This window comes from Amycolatopsis sp. FDAARGOS 1241 (assembly GCF_016889705.1).
Classification (GTDB): Bacteria; Actinomycetota; Actinomycetes; order Mycobacteriales; family Pseudonocardiaceae; genus Amycolatopsis.
The window spans coordinates 5,909,960-5,933,360 of the sequence record NZ_CP069526.1 but is presented as its reverse complement, the minus strand read 5'-3'; the positions used below and the strand labels follow the sequence as shown (position 1 = coordinate 5,933,360).

25 protein-coding genes are annotated in these 23,401 nt (G+C 70.5%); 8 read left to right on the top strand and 17 right to left on the bottom strand.

Translation table 11 applies throughout. The features are described from left to right. Positions 1–142: 142 nt before the first annotated feature. From I6J71_RS29185 to I6J71_RS29175, 3 genes are read right to left on the bottom strand one after another with little or no spacing between them, the layout of a single operon-like run. The gene (locus tag I6J71_RS29185; RefSeq protein ID WP_204089800.1) at positions 143–1,330 is read right to left on the bottom strand and encodes an NAD(P)/FAD-dependent oxidoreductase; all 1,188 of its coding nucleotides are present in this window, start codon (positions 1,328–1,330) and stop codon (positions 143–145) included. A 17-nt stretch (positions 1,331–1,347) separates the two neighbouring features. After that, complete coding sequence (locus tag I6J71_RS29180; protein ID WP_204089799.1) at positions 1,348–2,283, bottom strand: alpha/beta fold hydrolase; 936 nt, start codon at positions 2,281–2,283, stop codon at positions 1,348–1,350. Positions 2,284–2,297: 14 nt separating this feature from the next. After that, positions 2,298–3,260, bottom strand: coding sequence for an ABC transporter substrate-binding protein (locus I6J71_RS29175; RefSeq protein ID WP_204089798.1), 963 nt, complete (start codon positions 3,258–3,260; stop codon positions 2,298–2,300). 234 nt (positions 3,261–3,494) lie between these two features. On the opposite strand from I6J71_RS29175, the gene I6J71_RS29170 reads away from it, so the two are divergent. The 3 genes from I6J71_RS29170 to I6J71_RS29160 are packed head-to-tail and all read left to right on the top strand — an operon-like array spanning position 3,495 to position 5,852. Continuing rightward, positions 3,495–4,325, top strand: a complete 831-nt coding sequence (locus I6J71_RS29170) for an ABC transporter ATP-binding protein (protein WP_239153972.1) — start codon at positions 3,495–3,497, stop codon at positions 4,323–4,325. Then, a complete protein-coding gene (locus tag I6J71_RS29165; protein ID WP_204089796.1) occupies positions 4,322–5,098 on the top strand; it encodes an ABC transporter permease in 777 nt (258 codons plus the stop codon). The genes I6J71_RS29170 and I6J71_RS29165 overlap by 4 nt, the downstream gene beginning before the upstream one ends. Then, positions 5,088–5,852, top strand: coding sequence for an ABC transporter permease (locus tag I6J71_RS29160; RefSeq protein WP_204089795.1), 765 nt, complete (start codon positions 5,088–5,090; stop codon positions 5,850–5,852). Before I6J71_RS29165 ends, I6J71_RS29160 begins: the two co-directional genes overlap by 11 nt. A 417-nt stretch (positions 5,853–6,269) precedes the next feature. On the opposite strand, the gene I6J71_RS29155 is transcribed toward I6J71_RS29160, so the two are convergent. Both I6J71_RS29155 and I6J71_RS29150 read right to left on the bottom strand, forming a co-directional pair. Further along, positions 6,270–6,815, bottom strand: coding sequence for a MarR family winged helix-turn-helix transcriptional regulator (locus I6J71_RS29155; protein ID WP_204089794.1), 546 nt, complete (start codon positions 6,813–6,815; stop codon positions 6,270–6,272). Between the two features lie 63 nt (positions 6,816–6,878). Beyond that, complete coding sequence (locus I6J71_RS29150) at positions 6,879–7,415, bottom strand: MarR family winged helix-turn-helix transcriptional regulator (RefSeq protein ID WP_204089793.1); 537 nt, start codon at positions 7,413–7,415, stop codon at positions 6,879–6,881. A gap of 120 nt (positions 7,416–7,535) precedes the next feature. On the opposite strand from I6J71_RS29150, the gene I6J71_RS29145 reads away from it, so the two are divergent. Together I6J71_RS29145 and I6J71_RS29140 are read left to right on the top strand one after the other, a co-directional pair. Further along, positions 7,536–8,099, top strand: coding sequence for a flavin reductase family protein (locus I6J71_RS29145; protein ID WP_204089792.1), 564 nt, complete (start codon positions 7,536–7,538; stop codon positions 8,097–8,099). Beyond that, positions 8,096–9,574 (top strand): 4-hydroxyphenylacetate 3-hydroxylase family protein, encoded by a 1,479-nt coding sequence (locus tag I6J71_RS29140; RefSeq protein ID WP_204089791.1) that lies wholly within the window; start codon positions 8,096–8,098, stop codon positions 9,572–9,574. The genes I6J71_RS29145 and I6J71_RS29140 overlap by 4 nt, the downstream gene beginning before the upstream one ends. 158 nt (positions 9,575–9,732) lie before the next feature. Here the strand turns inward: I6J71_RS29140 and I6J71_RS29135 are convergent, their stop codons facing one another. The 5 genes from I6J71_RS29135 to I6J71_RS29115 are packed head-to-tail and all read right to left on the bottom strand — an operon-like array spanning position 9,733 to position 13,875. Then, complete coding sequence (locus I6J71_RS29135) at positions 9,733–10,080, bottom strand: cupin domain-containing protein (protein ID WP_204089790.1); 348 nt, start codon at positions 10,078–10,080, stop codon at positions 9,733–9,735. Positions 10,081–10,107: 27 nt separating this feature from the next. Beyond that, positions 10,108–10,746 carry a DUF2848 family protein gene (locus I6J71_RS29130; protein ID WP_204089789.1) on the bottom strand — a complete coding sequence of 213 codons (639 nt, stop codon included), beginning with the start codon at positions 10,744–10,746 and terminating at the stop codon, positions 10,108–10,110. Then, positions 10,743–11,552: a carbon-nitrogen family hydrolase gene (locus I6J71_RS29125; RefSeq protein ID WP_204089788.1), complete on the bottom strand. Its 810-nt coding sequence runs from the start codon at positions 11,550–11,552 to the stop codon at positions 10,743–10,745. The genes I6J71_RS29130 and I6J71_RS29125 overlap by 4 nt, the downstream gene beginning before the upstream one ends. Further along, positions 11,549–12,484, bottom strand: a complete 936-nt coding sequence (locus tag I6J71_RS29120; protein WP_204089787.1) for an ABC transporter substrate-binding protein — start codon at positions 12,482–12,484, stop codon at positions 11,549–11,551. Before I6J71_RS29120 ends, I6J71_RS29125 begins: the two co-directional genes overlap by 4 nt. A gap of 32 nt (positions 12,485–12,516) precedes the next feature. Further along, complete coding sequence (locus I6J71_RS29115) at positions 12,517–13,875, bottom strand: MFS transporter (RefSeq protein ID WP_204089786.1); 1,359 nt, start codon at positions 13,873–13,875, stop codon at positions 12,517–12,519. Between the two features lie 334 nt (positions 13,876–14,209). Here I6J71_RS29115 and I6J71_RS29110 point away from each other — a divergent pair, with 334 nt between their 5' ends. Further along, on the top strand, positions 14,210–15,754 hold the full coding sequence (locus tag I6J71_RS29110; RefSeq protein ID WP_204089785.1) for a UbiD family decarboxylase: 1,545 nt from the start codon (positions 14,210–14,212) through the stop codon (positions 15,752–15,754). A 33-nt stretch (positions 15,755–15,787) separates the two neighbouring features. Here I6J71_RS29110 and I6J71_RS29105 read toward each other — a convergent pair whose 3' ends face one another. Both I6J71_RS29105 and I6J71_RS29100 read right to left on the bottom strand, forming a co-directional pair. After that, positions 15,788–16,081 (bottom strand): putative quinol monooxygenase, encoded by a 294-nt coding sequence (locus I6J71_RS29105; RefSeq protein ID WP_204089784.1) that lies wholly within the window; start codon positions 16,079–16,081, stop codon positions 15,788–15,790. Next, a complete protein-coding gene (locus tag I6J71_RS29100; RefSeq protein WP_204089783.1) occupies positions 16,078–16,668 on the bottom strand; it encodes a TetR/AcrR family transcriptional regulator in 591 nt (196 codons plus the stop codon). The genes I6J71_RS29105 and I6J71_RS29100 overlap by 4 nt, the downstream gene beginning before the upstream one ends. 222 nt (positions 16,669–16,890) lie before the next feature. Between I6J71_RS29100 and I6J71_RS29095 the strand changes: the two genes are divergently transcribed. Beyond that, entirely contained in the window at positions 16,891–20,187 is a 3,297-nt protein-coding gene (locus tag I6J71_RS29095; protein WP_204097278.1) for an error-prone DNA polymerase, read from the top strand. Positions 20,188–20,243: 56 nt separating this feature from the next. On the opposite strand, the gene infA is transcribed toward I6J71_RS29095, so the two are convergent. From infA to I6J71_RS50180, 5 genes are all read right to left on the bottom strand, one after another. Beyond that, the gene (infA, locus tag I6J71_RS29090; protein WP_204089782.1) at positions 20,244–20,462 is read right to left on the bottom strand and encodes a translation initiation factor IF-1; all 219 of its coding nucleotides are present in this window, start codon (positions 20,460–20,462) and stop codon (positions 20,244–20,246) included. Beyond that, the gene (locus I6J71_RS29085) at positions 20,462–21,190 is read right to left on the bottom strand and encodes a GNAT family N-acetyltransferase (RefSeq protein ID WP_370541986.1); all 729 of its coding nucleotides are present in this window, start codon (positions 21,188–21,190) and stop codon (positions 20,462–20,464) included. The genes infA and I6J71_RS29085 overlap by 1 nt, the downstream gene beginning before the upstream one ends. A 198-nt stretch (positions 21,191–21,388) precedes the next feature. Continuing rightward, positions 21,389–21,907, bottom strand: coding sequence for a hypothetical protein (locus I6J71_RS49955; RefSeq protein WP_370541985.1), 519 nt, complete (start codon positions 21,905–21,907; stop codon positions 21,389–21,391). Then, the gene (locus I6J71_RS49950) at positions 21,811–22,089 is read right to left on the bottom strand and encodes a hypothetical protein (protein ID WP_255569988.1); all 279 of its coding nucleotides are present in this window, start codon (positions 22,087–22,089) and stop codon (positions 21,811–21,813) included. The genes I6J71_RS49955 and I6J71_RS49950 overlap by 97 nt, the downstream gene beginning before the upstream one ends. Continuing rightward, entirely contained in the window at positions 22,059–22,562 is a 504-nt protein-coding gene (locus tag I6J71_RS50180) for a TetR/AcrR family transcriptional regulator (RefSeq protein WP_204089781.1), read from the bottom strand. The genes I6J71_RS49950 and I6J71_RS50180 overlap by 31 nt, the downstream gene beginning before the upstream one ends. 407 nt (positions 22,563–22,969) lie before the next feature. Here I6J71_RS50180 and I6J71_RS29070 point away from each other — a divergent pair, with 407 nt between their 5' ends. Next, a complete protein-coding gene (locus I6J71_RS29070; RefSeq protein ID WP_204089780.1) occupies positions 22,970–23,362 on the top strand; it encodes a hypothetical protein in 393 nt (130 codons plus the stop codon). The last annotated feature ends 39 nt before the right edge of the window (positions 23,363–23,401 follow it).

Genomic DNA, 23,401 nt, shown 5'->3' with positions numbered 1-23,401 from the left:
CGCGGACAAGTTGCCCGGCAACGTCTTCGAGTACGGCTACAGCGACGAAAAGCGCGTGAGCGAGTTCGTCGCCGCGGTGAAGCAGGTCCAGGGCTGAGGGAACGGGGGCGCTTCTCGCCCAGAAGCGCCCCCGGGGGGCGGCTCAGCCGAGCGACGCCGCGCGGGCGACGCTGTTCAGCAAGGACGAGTTCATCAGGAACTTCAGCTCCAGCGCGGGATCGTCGCCCAGTGCCGCGAGTTCCGCCAGCCGTTCCTTGCGCCGCACGGGGTCCTTCTCCTCCAGGCGGCGCTTGTTGGTCACCGTCTGCTGCTGGACGAACTCGATGTTCACCGTGCGGCGGCGGACGGTGTAGCGGTCCAGCACGGTCTCGTCACCGCTGCCGGCGAACTCGTGCAGGGAAGCGGCCAGCTCGACGGCGTCGTGGATGCCGCAGTTGAGGCCGAGGCCGCCGATGGGGTTGTTGACGTGCGCGGCGTCGCCGGCGAGGAAGACGCGCCCGGAGCGGAAGTCCTTCGCCACGCGCTGGTGCACGTTGTACAGCTTGCGGTGCACGAGCTGGTCCGCCGGGTTGGCCGACAGCGCCAGGCCCTCGAGCCGCGAACGCGCGCCTTCGTCGCCGACGGCTTCCTCGTCGGTTTCGCCGACGGTGGTGGGGAAGACCGCGCGCCAGCGGCCCTTGCCGTCGTCGCCGGCGACCTTGAAGAGGTTGACCCACTCACGCGGGTCGGCCCAGTAGTTGCGGTAGCTGCAGTCCAGTTCGGACTGGAAGTCGAACAGCGTGGTGAGCACGAGGAACCGCTCGGGCCACGTGTAGCCCTCGAACTCGATCCCGAGCGCCTTGCGCACGGTGCTGCGCCCGCCGTCGCTGCCGACGACGTAGTCCGCGGTGATCGGGCCCTCGGCAGTGTGCACCGTGGCGGAGTCCGCGGTCTGCGTCACGCCCGTGACGCCGGCGCCGAACCGGACGTCCATTCCGGACAGCCGCTCCAGCACCATCTTCACGATCTTGTGCTGCTCGATCTGGACCACGAACGGGTAGGGGGTCACATCGCGCAGCACGTCGTGGTCCAGCCGCGTGATGAGCGAGCGCTCGGGCCGGTCCCAGAAGTCGAAGTACCGCGCGACGAGCCCCCGCTGGACCACTTCGTCCATCAGGCCCAGCTCACCGAGCATCGCGAGGGTCGAGGGGTGCACCGTCGCCGCGCGCGGGGCGTCCTCGACCGCCTGCTCCGCTTCCAGCAGCGTCACGTCGAACCCCCGCCGGGCGGCCGCGAGCGCGAACACCGCGCCCACCGGACCCGCACCCACGACCAGAACACGCTGTCCCATTGCTGTCTTTTCCCCTTTCAGCCGAGTTTCGCGAGCCAGCCGGCCACGGTGTCCACAAGCGACTCCGAGGAGCCGTCGAAGCGGTGTCCCTCCGTGCCTTCCGGCGACGGCAGCGACACCGACGTGACCGACGGCGACAGCCCGTGCTCGAGCGCCGCCTCCAGCCAGCCCGGCTCGAAGTCGTGGATCACGGTGTCGTGCTCGTCGCGCAGCATGAGGATCGGGTTCGGCACGCGCGCGACCCAGTCGAGGCTGCGCGCACCCGCGATCCCGGTGCGCCGGTAGGTCAGGAAGTGCTGTGCCGTCACGGGAACCGAGCGCCCGCCGAGCCAGGACATCTCCGTCGACAGCGTGCGCCCGAAGTCGCCGGCCCGCACGGCCGCCACCGCTTCCTCGGTGAGCGCGCGGTAGGTCGCCTCGTCGTTGATGAGCAGGTGCCGCGACTTCCACGGCAGGTCCGCGAACATGCCCGTCAGCACGACACCGGCAGTGGTCTCGTGCCAGTGCGTCGCGGCGAACAGTGAGACCTGCGACGTGCCGAGGCTGTGCCCGTGCAGCACGATCTTCGAGTACCCGAGTGCGCGCGCGGTCCAGTACGCGGCCTCGACGTCGCGCACCGTGGCGTAGTAGTTGTCCGTGTTCACGGCCTCGCCCGACTGGCGGGTGTTGATCGCCAGCACCGGCACGCCGCGAGCGCTCAGCCCCAGCGCCAGCGTGCGCACCGGCCGGCTGCCGATGCTGCCGCCGCTGCCGTGCACGCTCAGCACGAGTGGCGCGTCCGGCAGCGGCTCGGCCGGCACCAGGTGCGCGGCCGGCCCGCTGCGGCCGTCGAGGGAGGTGATCTCGTAGTACTGCAGCGACACGCCTTCGGGGGCGTGGAAGTCGTGCAGCGACGAGGGGGCTTCGGCGAGGCGGTAGGTCACCGCCGCGGCCACGGAGTCCGTTGTGGACAAGTCAGTTGCTCCTGTCACTTCGAGCCGGAGTAGACGAGTTTGCTGTAGTCGACGGTGCCGCCGAACCCGCCGAACTGCTTCATGGCGTCGCCCCAGATCTTGAGGTCACCCTCCGACACCTCGGTGGTGAACTCGCCCAGCGGCGACTTCTTGGCCTGTTCGGCGGTCACCTTCGTGTAGGCGGCCGACGCCGCGTACGCCCCGTCGGTGTTGCCCTTGATCCACTGCGCCGCGTCCTGGATCGCCGCCTTGAACCCGTCGGCGAGCTGGGGGTTCGCCTGCGTCCAGTCCTTCGTCGCGACCCAGTAGGTGCCGCCGAGGTAGTTGGGGCTCAGCGCCCGCTCCGGATCGCCGAGGCTGCGCATCCCGGCCTGCTTGCCGACGGTGATGAACGGGTTGATCACCTCGACGGCGTCGACCTGGCCGGCCTTGAGCTCGTCGATCATGTTCGGCGTCGGCACCTGCACGAACTGCTCCGCGGCCGGGTCCACGCCGTTCTTCGACAGCCACGCCTTGGTCGCGATGTTGATGTTGCCGGTCAGCGTCGGCGAGCCGATCCGCTTGCCGCGCAACTGCTTCACGTCGGTGATGTCCGGGCGCACGAAGATCTGCACGCTCTGGTCTTCGGGGGAGTCGCCGTTGTTGCCCGACACGGCAACCAGCGGCACACCGGACGACGACGCGCGCAGCATGATCGGCGCGACGCTGAAGCCGAGGTCGTACTGCTTGCCCAGCAGTGAGGGCACCAGTGTGATGTCGTTGAGCGTCGTCGTCTGCACGCCCTTGATGCCGTGCTTGGCGAAGAAGCCTTGCTGCTGCGCGACGAGAACGGCGAGCGAGTCGTTGGTGTTGTTCAGCGCCAGGCGGATCGTGCCGTCGCTCGAGGACGTGGAGCCGCTGGAACCGCTGCAGGCGGAAAGGGCGAGCGCCCCGGCGAGCAGGGCCGTGGCCAGCGCGGTGATGCGGGTGCCCCTCATGACGCCTCCGTGGGATGGGGGTGGATTGGGGATCGTGTACTGGTTCACTATCCGAAGTAGTTGAGCAGAGACAGTAACTCAAGTTAGCTAATCGCTCAATGCTCCAGCTCAGGACCTTGGTAACAGCACTGTTAAGGCTGTATCGCAGACCAAAAAGCACTACTCAAGTCATTGACGTGTGGAAGGTAGACGCCCATCATGGCCAACGCCAGCCCTGAAGGAGGTCCCGAGCCCGTGACCGTAGAAGCCAGCGCACCGGCCACCGAGACGGCGGATGCGTTTTCGTGCAGCAAGCTGTTCGTCGAGTACCGCACCCGCGACCGGGTCCTGCGGGTGCTCGAGGACGTCGGATTCTCCTGCGCACAGGGGGAGTTCCTGAGCATCCTCGGTCCGTCCGGGACCGGGAAGACGACCCTGCTGCGGATCCTCGCCGGCCTCCTCGCGCCGGGTGAGGGTTCGTCCGTGCGGTTCCGCGGCGAGGAGATCACCGGCCCGCCGTCGGGGGTCGGCATCGTGTTCCAGAACTACGCCGCGTCGCTGCTGCAGTGGCGCACGGTGGAGCGCAACGTCGCGCTGGGGCTGGAAGGCCGCACCGGCAAAGCCGAACGCGAGGAGCGCGTGCGCGAAGCGCTCGAGCTGGTCGGCCTCGGCGATCGCGGGAAGGACTATCCCTGGCAGCTTTCGGGCGGCATGCAGCAGCGCGTGCAGATCGCGCGAGCGCTCGTGATGCGTCCCGAGGTGCTGCTGATGGACGAACCGTTCGGCGCGCTCGACGCGATGACCAAGGCGCAGCTGCAGGACGAGCTGCTCAAGGTCGCCGCCGTCACCGGCGCGACGGTCGTGTTCGTGACCCACGACATCGACGAAGCCGTGTACCTGTCCGACCGCGTGCTCGTGCTCGCTGGCCGGCCCGCGACGGTCGGGCGCGAGCTGGCCATCGACCTGCCGCGTCCGCGCGACCAGGTGGCGACGAAGGAGCTCCCGGCCTACCTCGCCGCGCGCCACCGCGTGTACGAGGCCTTGCGCGCCGAGTCGGAGACACCGCGCGTTTCGGAGACACGGTGAGGGCCGGGCGGCGGCTGGCCGGGTTCGTCGTCCCGGTCGTCGCGATCCTGCTGTGGCAGCTGGTGAAGTCGACCGGACTGCTGCCGTACGACAACATCCCGGCACCGTCGGACATCTGGTCGGCCACAGTGGACCTGATCACCTCCGGTGAGCTCGCCACCGACACCGGGCACACGCTCGCCGCGTGCCTCGGCGGCTGGGCGCTGGGGTCGGTGCTGGGCCTGCTGCTGGGGCTCCTGCTCGGGCTCGTCCGTCCGGCGTGGACCTACGGCATGGCCTCGGTGGAGGTCCTGCGCGCGCTGCCCGCGATCTCCTTCGTGCCGATCGTGGTGATCCTGCTGGCGCAGACGGTGGAGATGGAGATCGTGATCGCCGCCTGGGTCGCGATCTGGCCCGTGGCCATCAGCACGATCGACGGCGTGCGCGGGGTGAACCCGGTCCACCAGGACCTGGCGCGCAGCCTCGCTCTTTCGCCGGTCGCCAAGATCGTGAAGTTCGCACTGCCGACGGCGTTGCCGAAGATCGTCGTGGCGCTGCGGCTGAGCCTGTCGGCCGCGCTCGTGCTGGCCATCGTCGCCGAGATCGTCGGCGACCCGGCAGGCATCGGCTACGCGCTCGTGGAGCAGCAGCAGTCGCTGCGCCCGGCCGCGATGTTCTCCTACATCCTGCTGACCGGTGTGCTCGGCATCGTGCTCAACTTCGTTCTCGTGTGGGCGCTGCGGTTCGTACCGGGTGCCCGTCAAACCGCCCGGGGAGGCGACGATGCCGCGTAAAACCCGCAAGTCCGGGGTCGCGCCCCTGCGCGGCCTGTTGCCCCTGGCGCTGCTGCTGGTGCTGTGGCAGGTCGTCGGCGACAGCTCGAGCACCTTCTTCCCACCACCGTCGGCGTGGTTCACGCAGACCCTGCAGCTCACCTCCGGTGGGGCGCTGCTGACGGGGTTGCTCGCCACGCTCGAGACGTTCGTGCTGTCGCTGCTGGCCGCCACCGCGCTCGGCGCGGTGCTCGGCCTGCTGATCGGCCGCGTCCCGATCGCGGAACGGCTGCTCGGCCCGATCCTCGAGTACTTCCGGTTCCTCCCGGGTGTCGCGCTCGTGCCGCTGGCCGTGCTGATCGTGGGCTACACGGAGTCGATGAAGCTCTACGTCGTGGTGTTCGGCGCGCTGTGGCCCGTGCTGCTGCAGGTGCGTGCCTCGGCGAAGGAAGCCGACACCATCCTCTCCGACGTCGCCTCGAGCCTGCGGCTCGGGAAGTTCGCGGCGTTCCGCAAGATCCACCTGCCTTCGATCGTGCCCGGGCTGCTGCTCGGGGTGAAGATCGCCGCGCCGCTCACGCTGGTGCTGGTGCTGGTGGTCGAGATCAGCACGCAGGTGTCCGGGCTGGGCAAGCTGATGGAGACCGCGCAGCAGAACTTCCAGTCGGCGCAGGTTTACGGGCTCGTCGTCGTGGTCGGCCTCGTGGCGCTCGTGATCAACATGCTCGTGTCGGCCGTGGAGGGCTTCTTGCTGCGGTACCGCCCGCAGCACTGACGCACGGCGAAGGGTCTTCGGTCCGGTGTGGACACGCCCGGCCGAAGGCCCTTCGTCCTGTGCAGGGTCACCAATCTCGGACACGAGGTGCGCCACGCCCCGGTGTGGCCGTCGCAGAAGGCGGATGACCCCGCGGCGCCGATGAGCGAATACGCCTCCCGGGCCACGACGATGGTCTGCCTTATGAGGCGCGGTTACGGGTGCACGTGAGCGCGGCAGGCGGATTCTGAAGGTCCGCCCGCTGTCGATGACCATCCCCGGCACGCTCGCCCGGTGGCGGGAGTGGCGCGGTTCGACATCGACGGCCCGGCACACCGGGCCCCACGTGTGGCTTGACGACCCCCAAGCCCCTGATTTCGCCGGGAGGTTTGTGCTCAGCGGAGGCTGCACTCCCATTCTGCGCTGAGCCCGGAAACGTCAGTGGTGGTGCGCCTGCCGTCCGGCAGCGGAGAGCAGCAGCGCAAGCCGCGGGTCGGAGTCCAGCCCGAGGTAGAACGAGAACGTGGCCAGCGCGCCGAACTTGCCCTCGTCGGACAGCTGGCGCTGGAAGTGATTCACGTGGTGGTGCACTGCGTTGTCGATGTTGCGCAGCGCCTCGATGCCGGCCTCCGACGCGTGCACGGCGATCACCCGGCGGTCGTCGGGGATGCGGGCGCGGTGCACGAGCCCCTTCTCCTCGAGCTGGCGCACCAGCCGCGACGCGAGCGCCGGCGCGATGTCGAGGCGGTCGGCGACCTTGTTCACCGGCAGCGGGTCCTCGGCACCGAAGATCTGCAGCAGCGCCTGGTGCTGCAACGGTTGCAGTCCGCCGGCGATCGCCTGCTCGTCAAGCAGCCGGAGGATCTTGCGCAGCACGAACCGCGCGTGGGCGATCGCCTTGACGTGGTTGGCGAAGTCGAGGTCGCTCGCCGCGTGCGCGCCCTTCCCCCACAGGGCGAGTAGCTGGGCGGTCCCGTCCTCCACCGTGCTCCCCTCCGTGATGACATCTTCAGGTCATTGACCTGAGGACACTATATCAGGGGACGCTCACGATTCCGCGGCCGCGCGGATGGCTTCGGCGATGGCCGAGTCGGGGTCGAGCCCCACGTAGAAGGCGAAGATCGACAGCGCCGACAGGCGCTCGTCTTCGCGCAGCTGGTGCTGCAGGAATGCGACGTTGTGGTGCACCTCGTCGTCGATCTCGGCGAGCTTCTGCGCGCCGGCTTCCGTGGCGACGACGTTGGTGGCGCGGCGATCGCTCTCGGACGCCTCGCGCGTCACCAGGCCCATCTCCTCGAGGCGGCGCACCATGCGCGAAGCGAACGCCGCGGCCACGTCGAGCCGAGCCGCCAGTGTGCTGACGGTGATGCCGCGCGCCTCGTTGGACCCGTACACCTGCAGGAGCGCTTGGTGCAGCAGGGGTTCCAAGCCGTGGTGCTTCGCCTGGTCGTCGACGATCCGCAGCACGCGACGCGTGACGTAGCGCGCGTCGGCGATGTTCTTCACGTAAGCCTGGAACTCGCGGCTGCGCTTGGCGTCGCCGATGTCGGCCCACTTGGTGTAGGCGCGCATTGCGTCGTTCATGGGACTGAGTTTCCTCTCGGGCGAGCGCGGCGGCGAGCGGACGCGGCGATCATACGTGGCACAGTTTTAGTTGACTAAAGTCAGGTATTATTGTTAGCCTTCTGGTCCAGGAGGTCACCCATGGCTCTGCATTCCGCGGACAGTGATCCCAGCGGGTTCAAGGCGGCTCTCGGCTCGTTCGCGTCGAGCGTCAACGTCATCACCCTCTGGGACGCGGCGGGCCGGCCGATCGGCATGACGGCCACCGCCTTCTCGTCGGTGTCGGTCGATCCGCTGCTGATCCTGGTCTGCGTCAACCGGTCCACCCGCACCTACGAGCGCATCGCCGAAACACGCCGCTTCGGCGTGAACATCCTCGGCTCGCCCGCCCGCGAGATCTCGGACCACTGCGCGCGCCCGGGCGCCGACAAGGCCCTGCCGGCGGAGTGGCTCACGCGGCGGGAGGGCTGGCACAGCCCCGCCCTCTCGGGGGCACTGGCGTTCCTGGACTGCGAGATCGACCAGGACGTCGAAGCGGGCACGCACGCCGTGCTCATCGCCACCGTCGGCGGCATCGGGCTCAGCTCGGCGCTGCCACACCATGAACCGCTCGTGCACTTCCGGGGCAGCTACCGGCAGTTGCAGGCGGGGATCCACCACCCGCGGCCCCGGCCGCTACCGATCGCACTGGAGGAATCGGCGTGACGCGTTCCGGTAAGGACTACGTCGAAGGACTGCGCGACAACCGGCGGGTGTTCGTCGACGGCGAATACGTCTCCGATGTCGCCTCGCACCCCGCGTTCAAGGGGGCCGTCGAGTCCATCGCGCGCGTGTACGACATGGCGCACGACCCCGCCAACGCGGCGGAGATGACGTTCCCGTCGCCCGTCACGGGAGCGCCGGTGAACCTGTCGTACCTCATCCCGCGCGGTGAGGACGACCTGCGCCGCCGCCGCGTGGCACTGCGGAAGACGGCCGAGGCCACGTTCGGCCTCATGGGCCGCGGCCCGGAGCACGTCGCCGGGTTCCTCGCCGGCTGGGCGGGCCGCTCCGACGTCTTCGCGGCCGGCGGGCAGCGCTTCGCCGACAACGTCACGCGCTTCTACGAATACGTGCGCGACAACGACCTGTACTGCTCGTACGCGATCGTGCCGCCGCAGATCGACCGCAGCAAGCCCGCGCACCAGCAGGCCGACCCGCACCTGTACGCGGGGGTCAAGGAGGAGCGCGAAGACGGCATCGTGGTCGCCGGCGCGCAGATGCTCGGCACCGGTGCCGCGATCTCCGACTACCTGGTGCTCAGCTGCATCGTGCCGCTTCAGCCGGGTGACGAGGACCAGGCGATCTCCGTCGCCGTCCCGATCGGCGCCGAGGGCCTGAAGATCTACTCGCGGCGCAGCTACGCCGAAGCCGCCACGAGCGTGTACGACTACCCGCTCGCCAGCCGCTTCGACGAGACCGACTCGCTGATCGTGTTCGACGACGTCTTCGTGCCGTGGGAGCACGTGTTCGTGTTCCGCGACCGGCAGATCACGAGCGACCAGTGGAGCCGCACGCCCGCGCACCTGCTGGGCAACAACCAGGCCCAGATCCGCTTCTCCGTGAAGCTGGACCTGCTGGCGGGCCTCGCGCTGCGGGTCGCGCGCATGAACGGCTCGGACAAGTTCCCGCCGGTGCGCGGGGTGCTCGGTGAGCTGGCCGCTCACGCGGCGATGGTGGCGGGGCTCGTGTACGCGCAGGAACAGCACTGCGAGGTCGACGAGAAGGGCGTGGCCTGGCCGGGTCGTGAGGAGTGCTACGCGACGATGACGCTGCAGTCGGACTTCTACCCGAAGCTGCTGCACCTCGTCCGCGACCTCGTGGGCGGTGGCGTGATCCAGCTGCCGTCGTCGGCCGGTGACTTCGCGAACCCCGAAGCGCGCGCCGACTTCGAGCGCTACGTGCAGTCGCCCGGTCACCCGACCGTCGAACGCGTGAAGCTGCTGAAGCTGGTGTGGGACCTCATCGGCTCGGAGTTCGCGAGCCGGCACCAGCAGTACGAGATGTTCTACGCCGGGGCGCCGTTCCTGGTGAAGTCGCGCATGAGCCAGATCTACGACTTCGCCCGCGCCGAGGCGCTCGTGGACGGCGCGCTCGCCGGCTACGACCTCGACGGCCGCACGGAGACCGTGCAGGCCTGAGCGGGGCCCCGCGCGGGGCACACGGACAGCGGGGCGCCCGGCGAACGCCGGGCGCCCCGTTTCCACGTGCGCGGACGAAGATGCGGCGGCGGGTGTCGGGCGCGCACACGAGAAAGGGCGCCCGGTCGGCACCGGGCGCCCTGTCCGCTGTGGACGGTTCAGCTCGTGCGGTAGCGCACCTCGAAAGTCAGGCAGCCTTCCTCACTCGTCCACGGGCCGTGCTCCATGCCCGGCGGGCGGCAGGCGTAGTCGCCGGCGGAGAAGGTCTCGCCGAGCCGCGTGTCGGTGAAGGAGCCCTCGAGGATGTAGACTTCTTCCCAGAAGTCGTGCACCTGCACGCCGTTCGGGGTGGTGTCGGTGCCGGGCTCGAAGCGCAGCATGCGGGTCGCGACGCCGGTGTCGCCGTCGGCCGCGAGGATGCGCTCGGTCAGCTGCGGCACGACACCCGCGCACGGGGTGAACTCGACCGTCTTGGTGGGGAAGAACTCGTGTTCCGGCTTGGCCATGGGGTTTCTCTCTCTCCGGTTCTGGGGTCAGGACACCGAGTAGGTGTGCGTGAGCTCGGGACCGCCGGGCAGTGCCAGCGACAGTGTCCAGTCGCGGCCCGGCACGAACTTGCCGTCGATCAGCGTGAGGGTGCCGCAGAACATGACCAGGTCGCGCGAGTCCGAACCCGGGTGCAGCGCCAGCACGTCGGTCGGGATGCGCAAGGCGCTGAGCGGACCGTGCTGGTAACGCACGCCGTCCACAGTGGATTCGGCGACGATCGCGTCCCAGTCGGGGTTCTCCACGGGCACCACGGTGGCGCCGAGCGGCTTGGGGCACGCGGCCTTCGAGTCCTTGACGCTGGAGGTCTCGATGTCGCGGTCGGTGTGGTCGGAGCCCACCGTGAGGTACAGCTTGCCGCCGGCGCGCACGAGCACGGGCTCGACCTCGCCGGAGGTGTTGGTGCCCGACACGGAGATCGTCGCGGCCTGCGTCGCCAGCGCCGCCTCGAGCTCGTAGAACGCCGGGACGGAGTCGGGCGGCGGCACGCCGATGGCGGCGAGCTCGTCGATGTGGTGCTTCACAGCGGCCTCGTCGCGGCCGGTGTACCCGGCGACCACGAGGTCGAAGTCGGTGACCGTGACGGTTTCGCCCGTTCCGGCCACGGTGAAGGTGAGTGCGGTCATGCGTGCGCTCCTCGGTTGGTCAGGTCCTGGTAGCTGGGGAGCCGGTCGCCGAGCACGGGGAACTGCTCGCGCGTGGCCGGGACGACGCCGGGGTCGGCCTCGCACCACGTGATGCCCTCTTCGGTGCCGGCCTCGGCGAGCACGGTGCCCCACGGGTCGACGACGCGGCTGTGCCCGCCGAGCTCGACCCCGCCCTGGCTGCCGGTGGCGTTGCACGCCACCACGAGCACCTGGTCCTCCACGGCGCGGGCCGTGGTGAACAGCTGCCAGTGGGCCAGGCGCGCCGCAGGCCACGCGGCGGGCACGATCACGATCTCGGCGCCGGCGTCGACGAGGCAGCGCCACAGCTCGGGGAAGCGCAGGTCGTAGCACGTGGTGCCGGCGACCGGGCCGAACGGCGTGGCCACGGCGGACACGTGGTCACCGGGCTTGAGCAGCTGCGCTTCCTTCGACTGGTAGCCGAAGACGTGCACCTTGCTGTAGCTGTGCACGAGCTCGCCGGCCGGGTCGAACAGCACGGCGGTGTTGCGCAGCGCGCCGTCGGGCAGCCGCTCGACGAAGCTGCCACCGTGCAGGTACGCGCCGGTCTCGCGGGCGAGCTCACCGAGGCGGGTCACCGACGGGCCGTCGGCCGGTTCGGCGTCGCGTGCGTAGTCGTCGAACGCGAAGTAGCCGGTCGCCCACAGCTCGGGCAGGACGATCAGGTCGGCCGCGGCCGCCGAGCGGACGAGCCCGGCCACCCGGTCGAACCGGGCGGCGACGGGCTCGTCCTGCGGGCTCGCGATCTGGACGAGCGCGATCCTCACGAGGTCTGCCACAGGTCGCGCGCGGCCGCGGCGACCATGTCGTCGTACGTGAGGTCGCGCTCGGTCAGCCCGGTCGCGCGGGCGAACCCGGCGAGCCCGGCCGCGGCCTCGGGCGAGATGGCGGGCTCGTAGAACGGCCCGTCACGTTCGATCAGGCCCGCGATGAGCCCGGCTTCCATCTCGGGGAACAGCGCGGTGCCGACCTTGGTGGCCAGCGACGGGTCGCGCCGCAGCTCGCGCTGCGCCCGCAGCACGCCGCGGGTGACGGCGGCGGTCTCATCCGGCCGCTCGGCCGCCGTCCGGCCCGTCGTCATCAGCGCCGGGAAGGTGTACAGCGCGGCTTCGCCACCGTCGCGGCGGGCGTCCACCACGACCTTGCCGACTCCGCGCCGCACCGCGACCTCGGTGCCCATCCCGTTGGCCCAGAAGGCGTCGATCTTGCCGTCGGCCAGGGCCTGGGCGGCGGTGACGCCGAAGGAGACGTCACCAGCGACCCCGGCCACGGGCGCGATGGTGACGCCCGCACCGGTCAGGTCCGTGCCCGCCGCCTCGAGCAGCCGGCGCAGGCCGAGATCGGGGCCGGGCGCGGCCCCGATCCGGATGTCCCGCAGCTTCCCGAGGTCCTCGCGGGTGATGTCGAGATCGGGCCGCACCACGAGGAACCAGTACATGTTCTGCGCGAGCGCGGCCAGCAGCTTCTGGTCGCCCCAGGCGGGGTCCGCGTAGAGCGGGGCGTGGGCGCAACCGGCGAGGAAGTCGATCTGCCCGTCGCGAAGAGCAACCGCAGCGTCGGTGACGGGGAAGAGGAGTTCGAGCTCCACGTCGAGTCCCTCGTCGCGAAGGAATCCCAGCTCCACCGCGGCGATCGCGGGGAAGTAGGAGTTCGAGACGAGGTCGGGCACGGCAAGGCGCATGGCGGCCTTCCTGGTCAAGAAATTAACAGTACTCAAGTAATGTACTTAGCTTAGTATTTAGGGTCAAGCTGGCGGGTCATGGCGGCCGGCTGGGGTGTTCGAACGGCCCTCAGCACCACCACTGTGATCGAGCACAGCACAGCCGGCACGGCGAAGACCAGGAAGTACACCGGGAAGGGCAGCGAAGCGGCGAGCAGGTACCCGCCGATGAGCGGCCCGAGCAGGCCGCCGAGCCTGCCGATGCCCAGCGCCCAGCCGAGGCCGGTGGCGCGGGCCTCCGGACCGTAGGTCGCCATGACGAGAGTGTGGACCACGTTCTGGCCGCCGATGATGAACGCGCCGGCCAGCGCGTTGAGCAGGTACAGCGCGACCACGGACGTGGCGAACCCGAACAGCACCAGGCACACGCCGCCGGCGGCGAACGCGATGGCGAGGGCCGCGTACTGGTTCATGCGGTCGAGCACCCAGCCGAGCACGAACCCGCCGAGGGTGGCAGCGGCCGCCTGCTCGATCGCATACGAGTAACTGCCGACCAGGGACAGGCCGTGCTTGACGAGCAGCGACACCATCCAGAAGTCGAGTGCGTACACGACGAACTGCAGGAACAAGTACAGCAGGGAGATGGTGAGGGTGGAGTTGCGGTAGCGCGCCGTCCACAGAGTGCGCAGCTGGATCTGCCCGTCCTTGGTGCGCGGACCGGTGAAGAACTCGGCGGGGTCGGCGGCCTGTGCGGCCGGCCAGATCGCCGGGTAGACCTTTTTGACGGTGGCGAGGGCTTCGTCGTACCGGCTGCGCGTGGCGAGGAACTGCGGGGTTTCCGGAACGAACCAGGCGATCAGGGCCGCGACGACCAGTGCCGCGTAGGAGAGGTGGAACAGCGGCCGCCAGCCGAAGCTCGGCACCAGCAGCGTCGCCGCGACGGCGGCGAGCACGAAGCCGAACGTGAAGCAGCCCGCCGACACGGCGATCATGCGACCGCGGCGCCGGACGGGCACGTATTCGCCGAGCATCGCGATCGTCGCGGGCAGCACGCCGCCCATGCCGATGGCGGCGCAGAACCGCAGGACCGCGAATTGGGTGTAGTCGCCGGCGAACCCGGCCGTGCCCATGAAGACGGCGAACACGGACACGCCCAGCACGAGCATGCGCTTGCGCCCGAAGCGGTCGCCGAGCGCGCCGAGCCCGACGGCGCCGATGAAGAGGCCGACGAACGTGAACGACGCGAGCAGGCCCGCCTGGACGGGGGAGATGTGCCACTCGGCGACGATCTTCGGCAGCGCGTAGGCCAGGGCCTGCAGGTCGTAGCCGTCGAAGATCACCGCGGCGCCGCCGATCGCGGCGATCGCGAGGACCCGGGACGTCAGGGGGGTCTCGGTGAGACAGTGGTCGAACGTGGCAGCGGGTCGCATCCGCGCTCCTCGGCCCGGGCGGCACCAGCACACGACACATCACCGTGTGGGGGACAGGTGCCGCGGGTGGACAGGATTTATTTAACTTTAGTACCTGACTTGACAGCCATAAATGATGCGGGAGACGATAGGTCGAGCCCGACCGGGTGTCAACGCCGAACAGGGGAGCCGCCCGGATGATGCGGAACCGAGACGCACGGAACCCCAGTGCCGGCAAGGAAAACCGTACTCCGGCACCGGTGTGGCGGAGACGGTTTCGAGGTCCTTCGCACGTTTGTTAACGGCTCCGGTAACACGGAGTCCGTGAGTTTTTCCCGCTGACGAAAGAGGAACGGTGACGAGCGCGAACGAGTACCCCTACGGCGACCTCCGCGAGTACCTGGCCGAACTGGACCGCCGCGGCCTGCTGGTGCGGGTGACCCGGCCCGTCGACAAGGACACGGAGCTGGTTCCGTTGGTGCGCCTGCAGTTTCGCGGGCTGCCGGAGGCCGAGCGCAAGGCGTTCCTCTTCGAGAACGTGACGGACGGGTCGGGGCGCAGCTTCGAGGGCACCGTGGTGATGGGCGCCTTCGCTTCGTCGCGCGCCGTGTACACCACGGCGCTGGCCGCCAAGCCGGACGAGGTCGCCGGCCGCTGGGCGGCCGCGCTCGCCAACCCCGTGGAACCCGTCGTGGTCGAGACGGGACCGTGCAAGGAGAACGTCCTCACCGGACAGTCCCTCCTGGACTTCCGCGGCGTCGACGGCTTCCCGCACCCGATCTCGACGCCCGGCTTCGACCCGGCGCCGTTCCTCACCGCGCCGTACTGGATCACGAAGGACCCGGAAGACGGCACGTACAACGTCGGCATCTACCGCGGCATGGTCAAGGGGCCCGACCGCATCGGCCTGCAGATGGACACGCCCACGCAGCACATCGCGATCCACCTCGCCAAGGCCCGCCGCCTCGGCAAGAAACTCGAAGCCGCGGTCGTCCTCGGCGCCGTGCCCGCGGTCGGGTTCGCCGGCGCGCAGAAGATCCCGTTCGGCGTCAGCGAGTACGCCGTGGCGGGCGGGTTGATGGGCCGGCCGCTCGAAGTGGTGCGCTGCGAGATCGTGGACCTCGAGGTGCCCGCGCACGCGGAGATCGTGCTCGAAGGTGAGATCGACCCGGAGCACCTCGAACCGGAGGGTCCGTTCGGCGAGGCGAGCGGGTACATGGGCCCGCAGACGACCTCGCCGGTGTTCCGGATCCGCTGCATCACGCACCGCACGGCGCCGGTCGTGCAGGCGTTCATCAGCGAGTTCCCGCCGAGCGAGTCGACGCTGATGCGCAAGATCGCCTTCGAGAACGTGTACCTGCGTTTCCTCAAGCAGGCGTGCAACATCAACGCGGTGCAGCGCTTCGTCACGCACGAGAGCGGCACCTGCAACATGTTCTTCGTGATCCAGCTGAAGAACCCGACGCCGGGCCAGGCGCGGCAGGCGCTCTACGCCGCGTCCGGGTACGAGGCTTCGATGGGCAAGACGATCATCGCCGTGGACGACGACGTCGACCCCGAGGACCTCAACGCGGTGGCGTGGGCGATGAGCTTCCGCATGCAGCCCGCGCGCGACGTCACCGTCCTGCCGGGCAAGCTGCCGCGGCTCGACCCGTCGGCGGCCGAGGACGGCAGCTTGTCTTCGGCGCTGCTGATCGACGCCACGCGCAAGCGGCCGTACCCGCCGACGTCCTTGCCCGCCAAGGAGTTCATGGAGCGCGCGCAGGACTTGTGGCAGGAGCTGGGGCTGCCGGAGCTGACCCTGGCCGAACCGTGGCACGGCTACGAACTGGGCGCCTGGTCCGACGCCGACCGCCAGGCGGCGGCCGACGCCGCACGGGGGCGCTACGCCGGTTCGTGACCGTCCACTGTGGTGCCGGCGGACTCGGTGGACTCAGCCGGTGACGTCGTAGAGCTCCACGGTCCGCTCGTCCAGCAGCGGCACGATGCCTTCGAGCACGAGCCGCTTGAAGTGCTCCGTCTCGCGGTGCTCGGCGAACGCCTCCCGCGAGACGTAGCGCTCGAGCAGCACGAGCGAGCGCGGGTCGTCGAACGAGCGGTACACGTCGAACGACACGTTGCCCGGCTCCGTGCGCGCGGCCTTCGCGAGCTCGGGCACGAGCGCCGCGACGGCGTCCTCCTGGCCGGCGGACACGGTGTAGCGGGCGATCACCTGCAGCTGGGTCATGCTTCTCCTACTCCTCGGGTTTTCCTGAACTTCGTGACGTGGGCGAGGGCGCCGTGGAGCGCGTCCCGCAGGGCGGTGCCGTCGCTGGGGGCGCGGGTGAGCAGCGAACCGCCTTGATACGCGGCCGGCAGCACGCGGGCGAGGTGACCGGGGTCGGCTCGGGGCGCCGGCTCGCCGCGGTCGCGCATCGCCTGGAAGCCGCCGCGGAACAGCTCCGTCCACCGGTCGAAGCCGGCTCGCACCTCGTCGTGCCCGTCCAGCCCGGACTTGGCGAGCTCGGCCGCGAGCGCGCCGAACTCGTCGGGCCGGACGTGCTCGGCCCAGCTGCGCAGCCGGTCGAGGCTGTCCGGCTGCGCCCGGCGGTGGCCCGCCGGCGCCGTGCCCGCCCGCCACTCCAGCACGGCGCGCACCCACCCGGCTTTGTCCGGGAAGTAGTGCGCGAGCTGCGAACCGCTGACGCCGGCCCTGGCGCGCAGCTGCCCGTTGCCGGTGCCGTGCACCCCGCGCCCGGCGACCAGTTCCGCCGCCGCTTCGACGATGCGCGCCCGCGTCGCCTGTCCCTTCGGGGTCAGCCTGGGCGCGTCCACGGGCGGGACTGTAGTCCAGGTCTGGGCCTGGCGGTCCAGTGATGTGGCCTGCCTCGCTGCGGCCCCCGGTGACGCGAGGAGGTAAGCTGGGTTTTCGAACACCTGTTCCCCTGATCCGGGTGCAGGCCGGAACACGCTGTCTTCCCCGCGGCGCAACTCCACGCGAGCGAGGACGGTGCGGTGGACCAGCAGGACGGGCGAGGCGGCTTCAACAACCCGCTCATGCGGTGGGCTGAGCTGGAGCGGATCGCGGCGGGACGCGCGCCCGTGCGCGGCGACGGCGGGGACTCGCCCGCGTGGTCGCGCAAGCGGGAGGGCTACCGGCCGCCCAAGCGGCTTCAGCCGTGGGCCGACATCGAGTCCGACGAGCCGCGGGTGCCGTACGCGGAGCTGCACCTGCACTCGTACTTCTCGTTCCTCGACGGCGTCACGTCGCCCGAGGTGCTGGTGGAGGAGGCCGTGCGGCTGGGGCTCGACGCGCTCGTGCTCACCGACCGCGACGGCATGTACGGCGCGGTCCGCTTCGCCGAAGCGGCGCGGGAGATCGGCGTCCGCACGGGGTACGGCGCGGAGCTGTCGCTCGGCCTGCCGGCGCCGCAGGGCGGCGTGGCCGACCCGGCGGGCACGCACCTGCAGGTCATCGCACGTGACATCGACGGCTACCGGCGCCTGTGCTCGGTCATTTCGCGCGGGCAGCTGGCGGGGGAGAAGGGCCGTCCGGTGCTCGCGCTCGACGACGTCGCCGACGAGCTGCGCGGCCACGTCCTCGTGCTCAGCGGCTGCCGCAAGGGTGCCGTCCGCGGCGCGCTCGCCCGCGGCGACGACGCGGGCGCGGCCGCCGCGTTGAAGACGCTGGCCGACCGGTTCGGCCGGGACAACGTGGCCGTCGAACTGCTCGAGCAGGGCCTGCCGCTCGACGACGTCCACAACGACCTGCTTGCCGCGCTGGCCGGCGAGCTGAAGCTGCCGACCGTCGCGACCAACAACGTCCACTACGCGCGCCCCGAGCAGGCGCGCCACGCGGCCGCGGTCGCGGCGATCCGGGCGCGACGCTCCGTCGACGACCTGGAAGGCTGGCTGCCCGCCGACGGCACGGCGTTCCTGCGCAGTGGCGCCGAACAGGCCGGCCGCTTCGCGCGCTACCCGGGAGCGGTGCAGCGGGCGGCGTTGCTGGGCGTGGAATGCGCGTTCGACCTCGCGCTGGTCGCGCCGGAACTGCCGCCGTTCGGCGTGCCCGCCGCGTTCGCCGACGAGGACGACTTCCTGCGCCACCTCACGTTCGAGGGCGCCGCGCGGCGATACGGCAGCCGCGCGGACAACCCGAAGGCCTACGCGCAGCTCGACCACGAGCTCGACGTGATCCGCCGGCTCGGGTTCCCCGGCTACTTCCTGGTGGTGTGGGACATCGTGCGGTTCTGCCGTCAGGAGAACATCCTCGCGCAGGGCCGAGGCTCGGCCGCCAACTCCGCCGTCTGCTTCGCGCTGCAGATCAGCCACGCCGACCCGGTGAAGTGGAACCTGCTGTTCGAACGCTTCCTCGCCCCCGAACGCGACGGGCCGCCGGACATCGACGTCGACATCGAGTCCGACCGGCGCGAGGAAGTGATCCAGTACGTCTACGAGAAGCACGGCCGCTTCCACGCCGCGCAGGTCGCGAACGTGATCACCTACCGCGCGCGCTCGGCGATCCGCGACGCGGCGAAGGCGCTCGGCTACTCGCAGGGGCAGCAGGACGCGTTCGGCAAGCAGGTGGACCGCTGGTCGTCCGTCGCGAGCGGTTCGGCGCCGGGGGAGCGGGAAGGGCACGACATCCCCGAAGACGTGCTGGAGTGCGCCACCTGGCTCGAGGACACCCCGCGCCACCTCGGTGTGCACTCCGGTGGCATGGTGATCGCGAAGACGCCCGTGAGCGAGATCGTGCCCGTCGAGTGGGCGACGGCCGCCGACCGGTCGGTGCTGCAGTGGGACAAGGACGACTGCGCCGCGATCGGCCTGACGAAGTTCGACCTGCTCGGGCTGGGCATGCTCTCGGCGCTGCACTACACGATCGACCTCGTCGCCGAGCACCACGACGTCCACATCGGACTGCACGACCTCGACCTCGCGGACCCGTCGGTGTACGACATGCTCTGCGAAGCCGACGCGGTGGGAGTGTTCCAAGTCGAGTCCCGCGCGCAGCTCGGCACCCTGCCCCGCCTGCGGCCGCGGAAGTTCTACGACCTCGTGGTGGAGGTCGCGCTCATCCGGCCCGGCCCGATCCAGGGCGGTTCCGTGCACCCGTACATCCGGCGCCGGCGCGGGGAAGAGAAGTGGGAGCACGCGCACCCGCTGCTGGCGTCCGCTTTGGAGCGCACGCTCGGCGTGCCCCTGTTCCAGGAGCAGGTGATGCAGATGGCGCGCGACGTCGCCTCGTTCACCGCGGCCGAAGCCGACCAGCTGCGCCGGGCCATGGGGGCCAAGAGGTCCAGCGCCAAGATGCGCCGGCTCGCGGGCCGGTTCTTCGAAGGCGCCGCGGCCAACGGCGTGGCGCCCGAGCTGGCGGCCCGGATCTTCGAGCAGATCCACGCCTTCTCCGGCTACGGGTTCCCCGAGGCGCACTCGATGTCGTTCGCGCTGCTGGTGTACGCATCGGCGTGGTTCAAGCGCTACTACCCGGCCGCGTTCTGCGCCGGGCTGCTGCGCGCGCAGCCGATGGGGTTCTACAGTCCTCAGTCACTGGTCGCCGACGCCCGCCACCACGGCGTCCTCACCCGCTCACCCGACCTGAACCGGTCGTTGCCGCACGCGACGCTCGAGTCCTGTCCGGACAGCACCGGCGGCGTCGCGATCCGCCTCGGTCTGGCCGGAATCCGGTCCGTCGGCCAGGACGTCGCCGACCGCATCGTCGCGGAACGAGACGCGAGCGGCCCGTTCGCGTCGATCGGCGAGCTGACCGAACGCGTGCAGCTCGCTCGCCCGGTTGTCGAATCCCTCGCCACCGCGGGGGCGTTCGGCTCGGTCGACCGCCGCTCGGCGCTGTGGGCGGCCGGTCCCGCGGCGAGCATCCGGGCCGGTCACCTGCCCGGCCTGGCGCTCGGCCACCACGCTCCGGCACTGCCGGGCATGACGGCGTTCGAACTGGCCACCGCGGACCTGTGGGCGACGGGCATCACCCCGGACCGCCACCCGGTCTCCTTCCTGCGCGAGCACCTCGACACGCTGGGTGCCATCCCGGCCGGTGAGCTGCTCGCGGTGCCCGACGGAACACGCGTCCACGTCGGCGGTGCCATCACGCACAAGCAACGCCCCGCCACCGCCGGCGGGATCACGTTCCTGAACCTGGAAGACGAGACGGGCATGGCGAACGTCATCGTGTCCGTCGGCGTGTGGCGCCGCGGCCGCCGCGTGCTGCAGAACCACAGCGCGGTCGTGGTGCGCGGGATCGCGCAGGTCGGCCAGGGCACAGTGTCCATTGTGGCCGATCGGATCGAGCCGCTGGACCTCAGGAACCTGGCCCTGAAGTCGCGGGACTTCCGGTGACGGCCCGGGCCGGGCTCTTCCGGGCCGGTGGTGACCCGGAAGAGCCCGGTGCCGCACTAGGTCCGGTAGCGGAAGAGGATCCGGCCTCGATCGAGGTCGTACGGGCTCAGCTCGAGCAGGACGCGGTCGAACGGCATGATCTTGATGTAGTTGCGCCGGATCTTCCCGCTGATGTGGGCGAGCACCCGGTGCCCGTTGGCCAGTTCCACGCGGAAGGTCGCGTTGCGAAGGCACTCCACGACGGTGCCTTCCACTTCTATCCCCGTCTTGGCCATCAGCGCAGCACCAATTCCAGGTTGCTGCCCACGCGGCGCGCACCGAATCCGTCGAACAGCGCCAAGGCGGCGGCGTTCGATTCGTTCAGCTCCGCCGACGCCGTTTCGATGCCACGCTCGTGCAGCGAACCCAATGCGTGGCCGAGCAACGCGCGCGCGACACCACGCCGCCGCTCGTCGGCGCGTACCGCGATCAGTCCGATCCGCGGCAGGCGCTGCACCTGCGTCACGCGGATCAACCCGACGTAGCGGCCGGAGTTCGTTGCCACCGCGTACTTCGACGGGTCCACCACGCCCGGGCCCACCAGCTCGGCCGGCATTTCCTGCCAGCCGACGGTCGCCTCGACCTCCTCGCGGATCACGCGGTCCAGCTCGGACAGCGGTTCTTCTTCGGGGGAAATCACCGGCACGTCCGACGGCTCCGCGGGGCCGGTGGGGATCAGGCAGTCCCATTCCCGGCGGCGGACCGAGAAGCCGGCTGCCCGCCAGTGGGACGTCAAGCCGGCCTCACGTTCGTCGACCATTGTGTACAGCGGTCTCGGCAATGCCGGCAGCATCGCTTCGGCCAGGCGGGCGAACGCGTCGTCGCGCCAGACGTCGATGCTCAGGAACGGTCGTCCATCGGGCCGCCGGGAAACCTCTCCGCGGCCGATCACCCGGTCGTCGTCCAGCGCGTGCCAGCAGCTGCGCGACACCCGGGCCACACACAAAGAATCCAAGGTAGTCACCCTTCGGGATGTGTACACCGAAGGCGCTCCCGGGCGGACCCCTAGCCGCCCGACCGTGACGACGAGGGGAGCACCCACATCGAAACAGTGTTCATGGGTCCTCACCTCCTGGGCTCGATGCCACGGTCAACGTGCAGGGTACGGACGCCCCGCCACCGCGTCCACCGGATTTCCGGCGGACGCGGGACGCCGGTCACTTCACGAAACCGGCGAACCGCCGGTGCCCTGGCGGACGGCGGCGTGGATGCGGTCGCGGAGCGCGTTGGCTTCGGGGTCGGTGAGGGTTCGATCGAGGCGGCGCAGGACGACCTTGACGAGCACGTTCTTCTGGTCCGGCCGCGCGCCGAGCCGGTGACGCGCCTGGGGTGGCAGGTCGGCGACCGGGGTCTGGGCGAGGATTTCGACGGTCTCGACGCAGTCGGCATCGGAGCCGAGGGCTTCGCGGACGCGGTCGCCGAGGTCTTCGGCGCGGTCGGTACCGTCGACGGCGACGGAGAGGTCGCGGCGGATCGCCGGCATCGCCGAGACGGGCCGGTAGGGCGCCAGGTCGGCGAGTTGCGCGGCGACGGAGGGGTCGGGCGAACGCAGGACCCGGATGTCCCGGATGTCCTTGAGCAGCATCAGCATCCGGTCGAGTCCGCGGCCGAGCGCGAGGCCGCTCCACTCGTCGCCGAGGCCGGCGCGGGGCAGCGCACCCGCGGGTGCGCCAGCCCGCACTCCGCGACCTCGAGCCACGCGCCGTCGCGGGCGACGTCGATCTGGCGGCCGTCGAGGGTGTAGGGGTGGACGCGGCGTTCGTGCCGGTACTCCGCACCGGGCAGCAGGGTTGCGGCGATGACCTCCACCAGCTCGTCCAGGTCGGTGGTGGTCATCCGCTTCCCGCGGGTGACGCGCCACACGTCGAGCTGGTGGGGAGTGCCGGTGTGCACCCGGTCCTGTCGCGGCGGTGGACGATCCCCGGGCAGGCGAGGAGCACGTCGCCGGCCGGGTCGGTGGCCAGCGCGCGGAGTGCGGCGGGGATCAGGGCGGAGGTGTGGCTGCGCAGCATCCGGTGGTCGTCGACGTAGCGGGTGTAACGGCTGTCGCGCGTGATGTCGCCGGTGCCGTAGCCCAGGTTGTCGTAGTTGTCCTCGACGGTGACGATCCGCTCACCGCGCCACCACCGGACCTCACACCCCCACCGGTCCGCCACCGCCCCGACGGCGAGCACGAGCGCTTCCCGGGCGGGGAAGTGCCGGTAGAGCGTGCCCGGACCGACGCCGGCTCGCTTCGCGATCGAGTTCAGCGACACGTCGCCGTCCTCGGCCAGCGCGGCCGCGGCGGTCTCGAGGATGCGCGTGTGGTTGTGCTCCGCGTCGGTGCGGTCGGGCATCGGGCCTCTTGGGGTGCGCCGGGCGGAGAGTTCTCCGTTTCAGGAAACCACAGGGCCGGTCCCGGTTGACCGCACCTGCGAGGTACGTCCGCAGTGGACGGTCCCGACCCCCACCGACGAGGTGGTCGAGGCGGCGCGGCACGCGCGCTCGCGGCCCACGGCTCGTTCGCGTTCGGCGTCCGGCCGGATTCGGTGGCCTCGGCCGCGGTGGAGCGGCGGGGGGGACTTGACCACGGCGCTGACGGGCGGTTCGCTGTCCTGGCCGGTCCAGATTGGGGAACATCAACAACATCCCCGGACCGAGTGTTCTCACCATGTGGTCGGACGGTAACCCGGAGGGTTGAAGATCGAACGCGCTGGGTACCTGCACTGAGCTCGATCACCGCCTGACAGGGGAGGGCACAGCCATGACCGAGGAGCCGCAGCCACCCGGCGCTGCCACGGCCGTGTTCAACGGGCCCGACACCGCGGCGGCCGCGCGGGTCACGTTGCGGGCCATGCTGGCCCACGTGCCGGAAGCCATCGTCGGTGATGCCGTGCAGCTCATGGACGAACTCGTCACCGACGCCGGCCGCGACGGCGCCACCTTCCGCGGCCTCCGCCTCAGCCTGGTGCAGACGCCGCCCCGCCTCCGCATCGACGTCGAACGCGACGAACCCGAGACCCCGGCGGCCACGGAACTCTCCCCCGAGCGCGTCGCAGGCCGGTTCCTCATCGAGGACCTCGCGTCCACCTGGTGGTCCCACACCCTGGGCGACATCTCGGTGACCCGCGCGGAGCTCGTGCTGCCGGCTCGCTGACGGGCGCCCTCCACCCGCCGCTCGTCCCCTGGCCACTGC

Bases quoted from the DNA above. Each gene is read 5' to 3' on its own strand.
- I6J71_RS29185 (WP_204089800.1), bottom strand. From the start codon at position 1,330: ATGGGACAGCGTGTTCTGGTCGTGGGTGCGGGTCCGGTGGGCGCGGTG.
- I6J71_RS29070 (WP_204089780.1), top strand. From the start codon at position 22,970: ATGACCGAGGAGCCGCAGCCACCCGGCGCTGCCACGGCCGTGTTCAAC.
- infA (WP_204089782.1), bottom strand. From the start codon at position 20,462: ATGGCCAAGACGGGGATAGAAGTGGAAGGCACCGTCGTGGAGTGCCTT.
- I6J71_RS50180 (WP_204089781.1), bottom strand. From the start codon at position 22,562: ATGCCCGACCGCACCGACGCGGAGCACAACCACACGCGCATCCTCGAG.
- I6J71_RS29115 (WP_204089786.1), bottom strand. From the start codon at position 13,875: ATGCGACCCGCTGCCACGTTCGACCACTGTCTCACCGAGACCCCCCTG.
- I6J71_RS29175 (WP_204089798.1), bottom strand. From the start codon at position 3,260: ATGAGGGGCACCCGCATCACCGCGCTGGCCACGGCCCTGCTCGCCGGG.
- I6J71_RS29130 (WP_204089789.1), bottom strand. From the start codon at position 10,746: ATGACCGCACTCACCTTCACCGTGGCCGGAACGGGCGAAACCGTCACG.
- I6J71_RS29105 (WP_204089784.1), bottom strand. From the start codon at position 16,081: ATGACCCAGCTGCAGGTGATCGCCCGCTACACCGTGTCCGCCGGCCAG.
- I6J71_RS29150 (WP_204089793.1), bottom strand. From the start codon at position 7,415: ATGAACGACGCAATGCGCGCCTACACCAAGTGGGCCGACATCGGCGAC.
- I6J71_RS29160 (WP_204089795.1), top strand. From the start codon at position 5,088: ATGCCGCGTAAAACCCGCAAGTCCGGGGTCGCGCCCCTGCGCGGCCTG.
- I6J71_RS29135 (WP_204089790.1), bottom strand. From the start codon at position 10,080: ATGGCCAAGCCGGAACACGAGTTCTTCCCCACCAAGACGGTCGAGTTC.
- I6J71_RS29145 (WP_204089792.1), top strand. From the start codon at position 7,536: ATGGCTCTGCATTCCGCGGACAGTGATCCCAGCGGGTTCAAGGCGGCT.
- I6J71_RS29095 (WP_204097278.1), top strand. From the start codon at position 16,891: ATGCGGTGGGCTGAGCTGGAGCGGATCGCGGCGGGACGCGCGCCCGTG.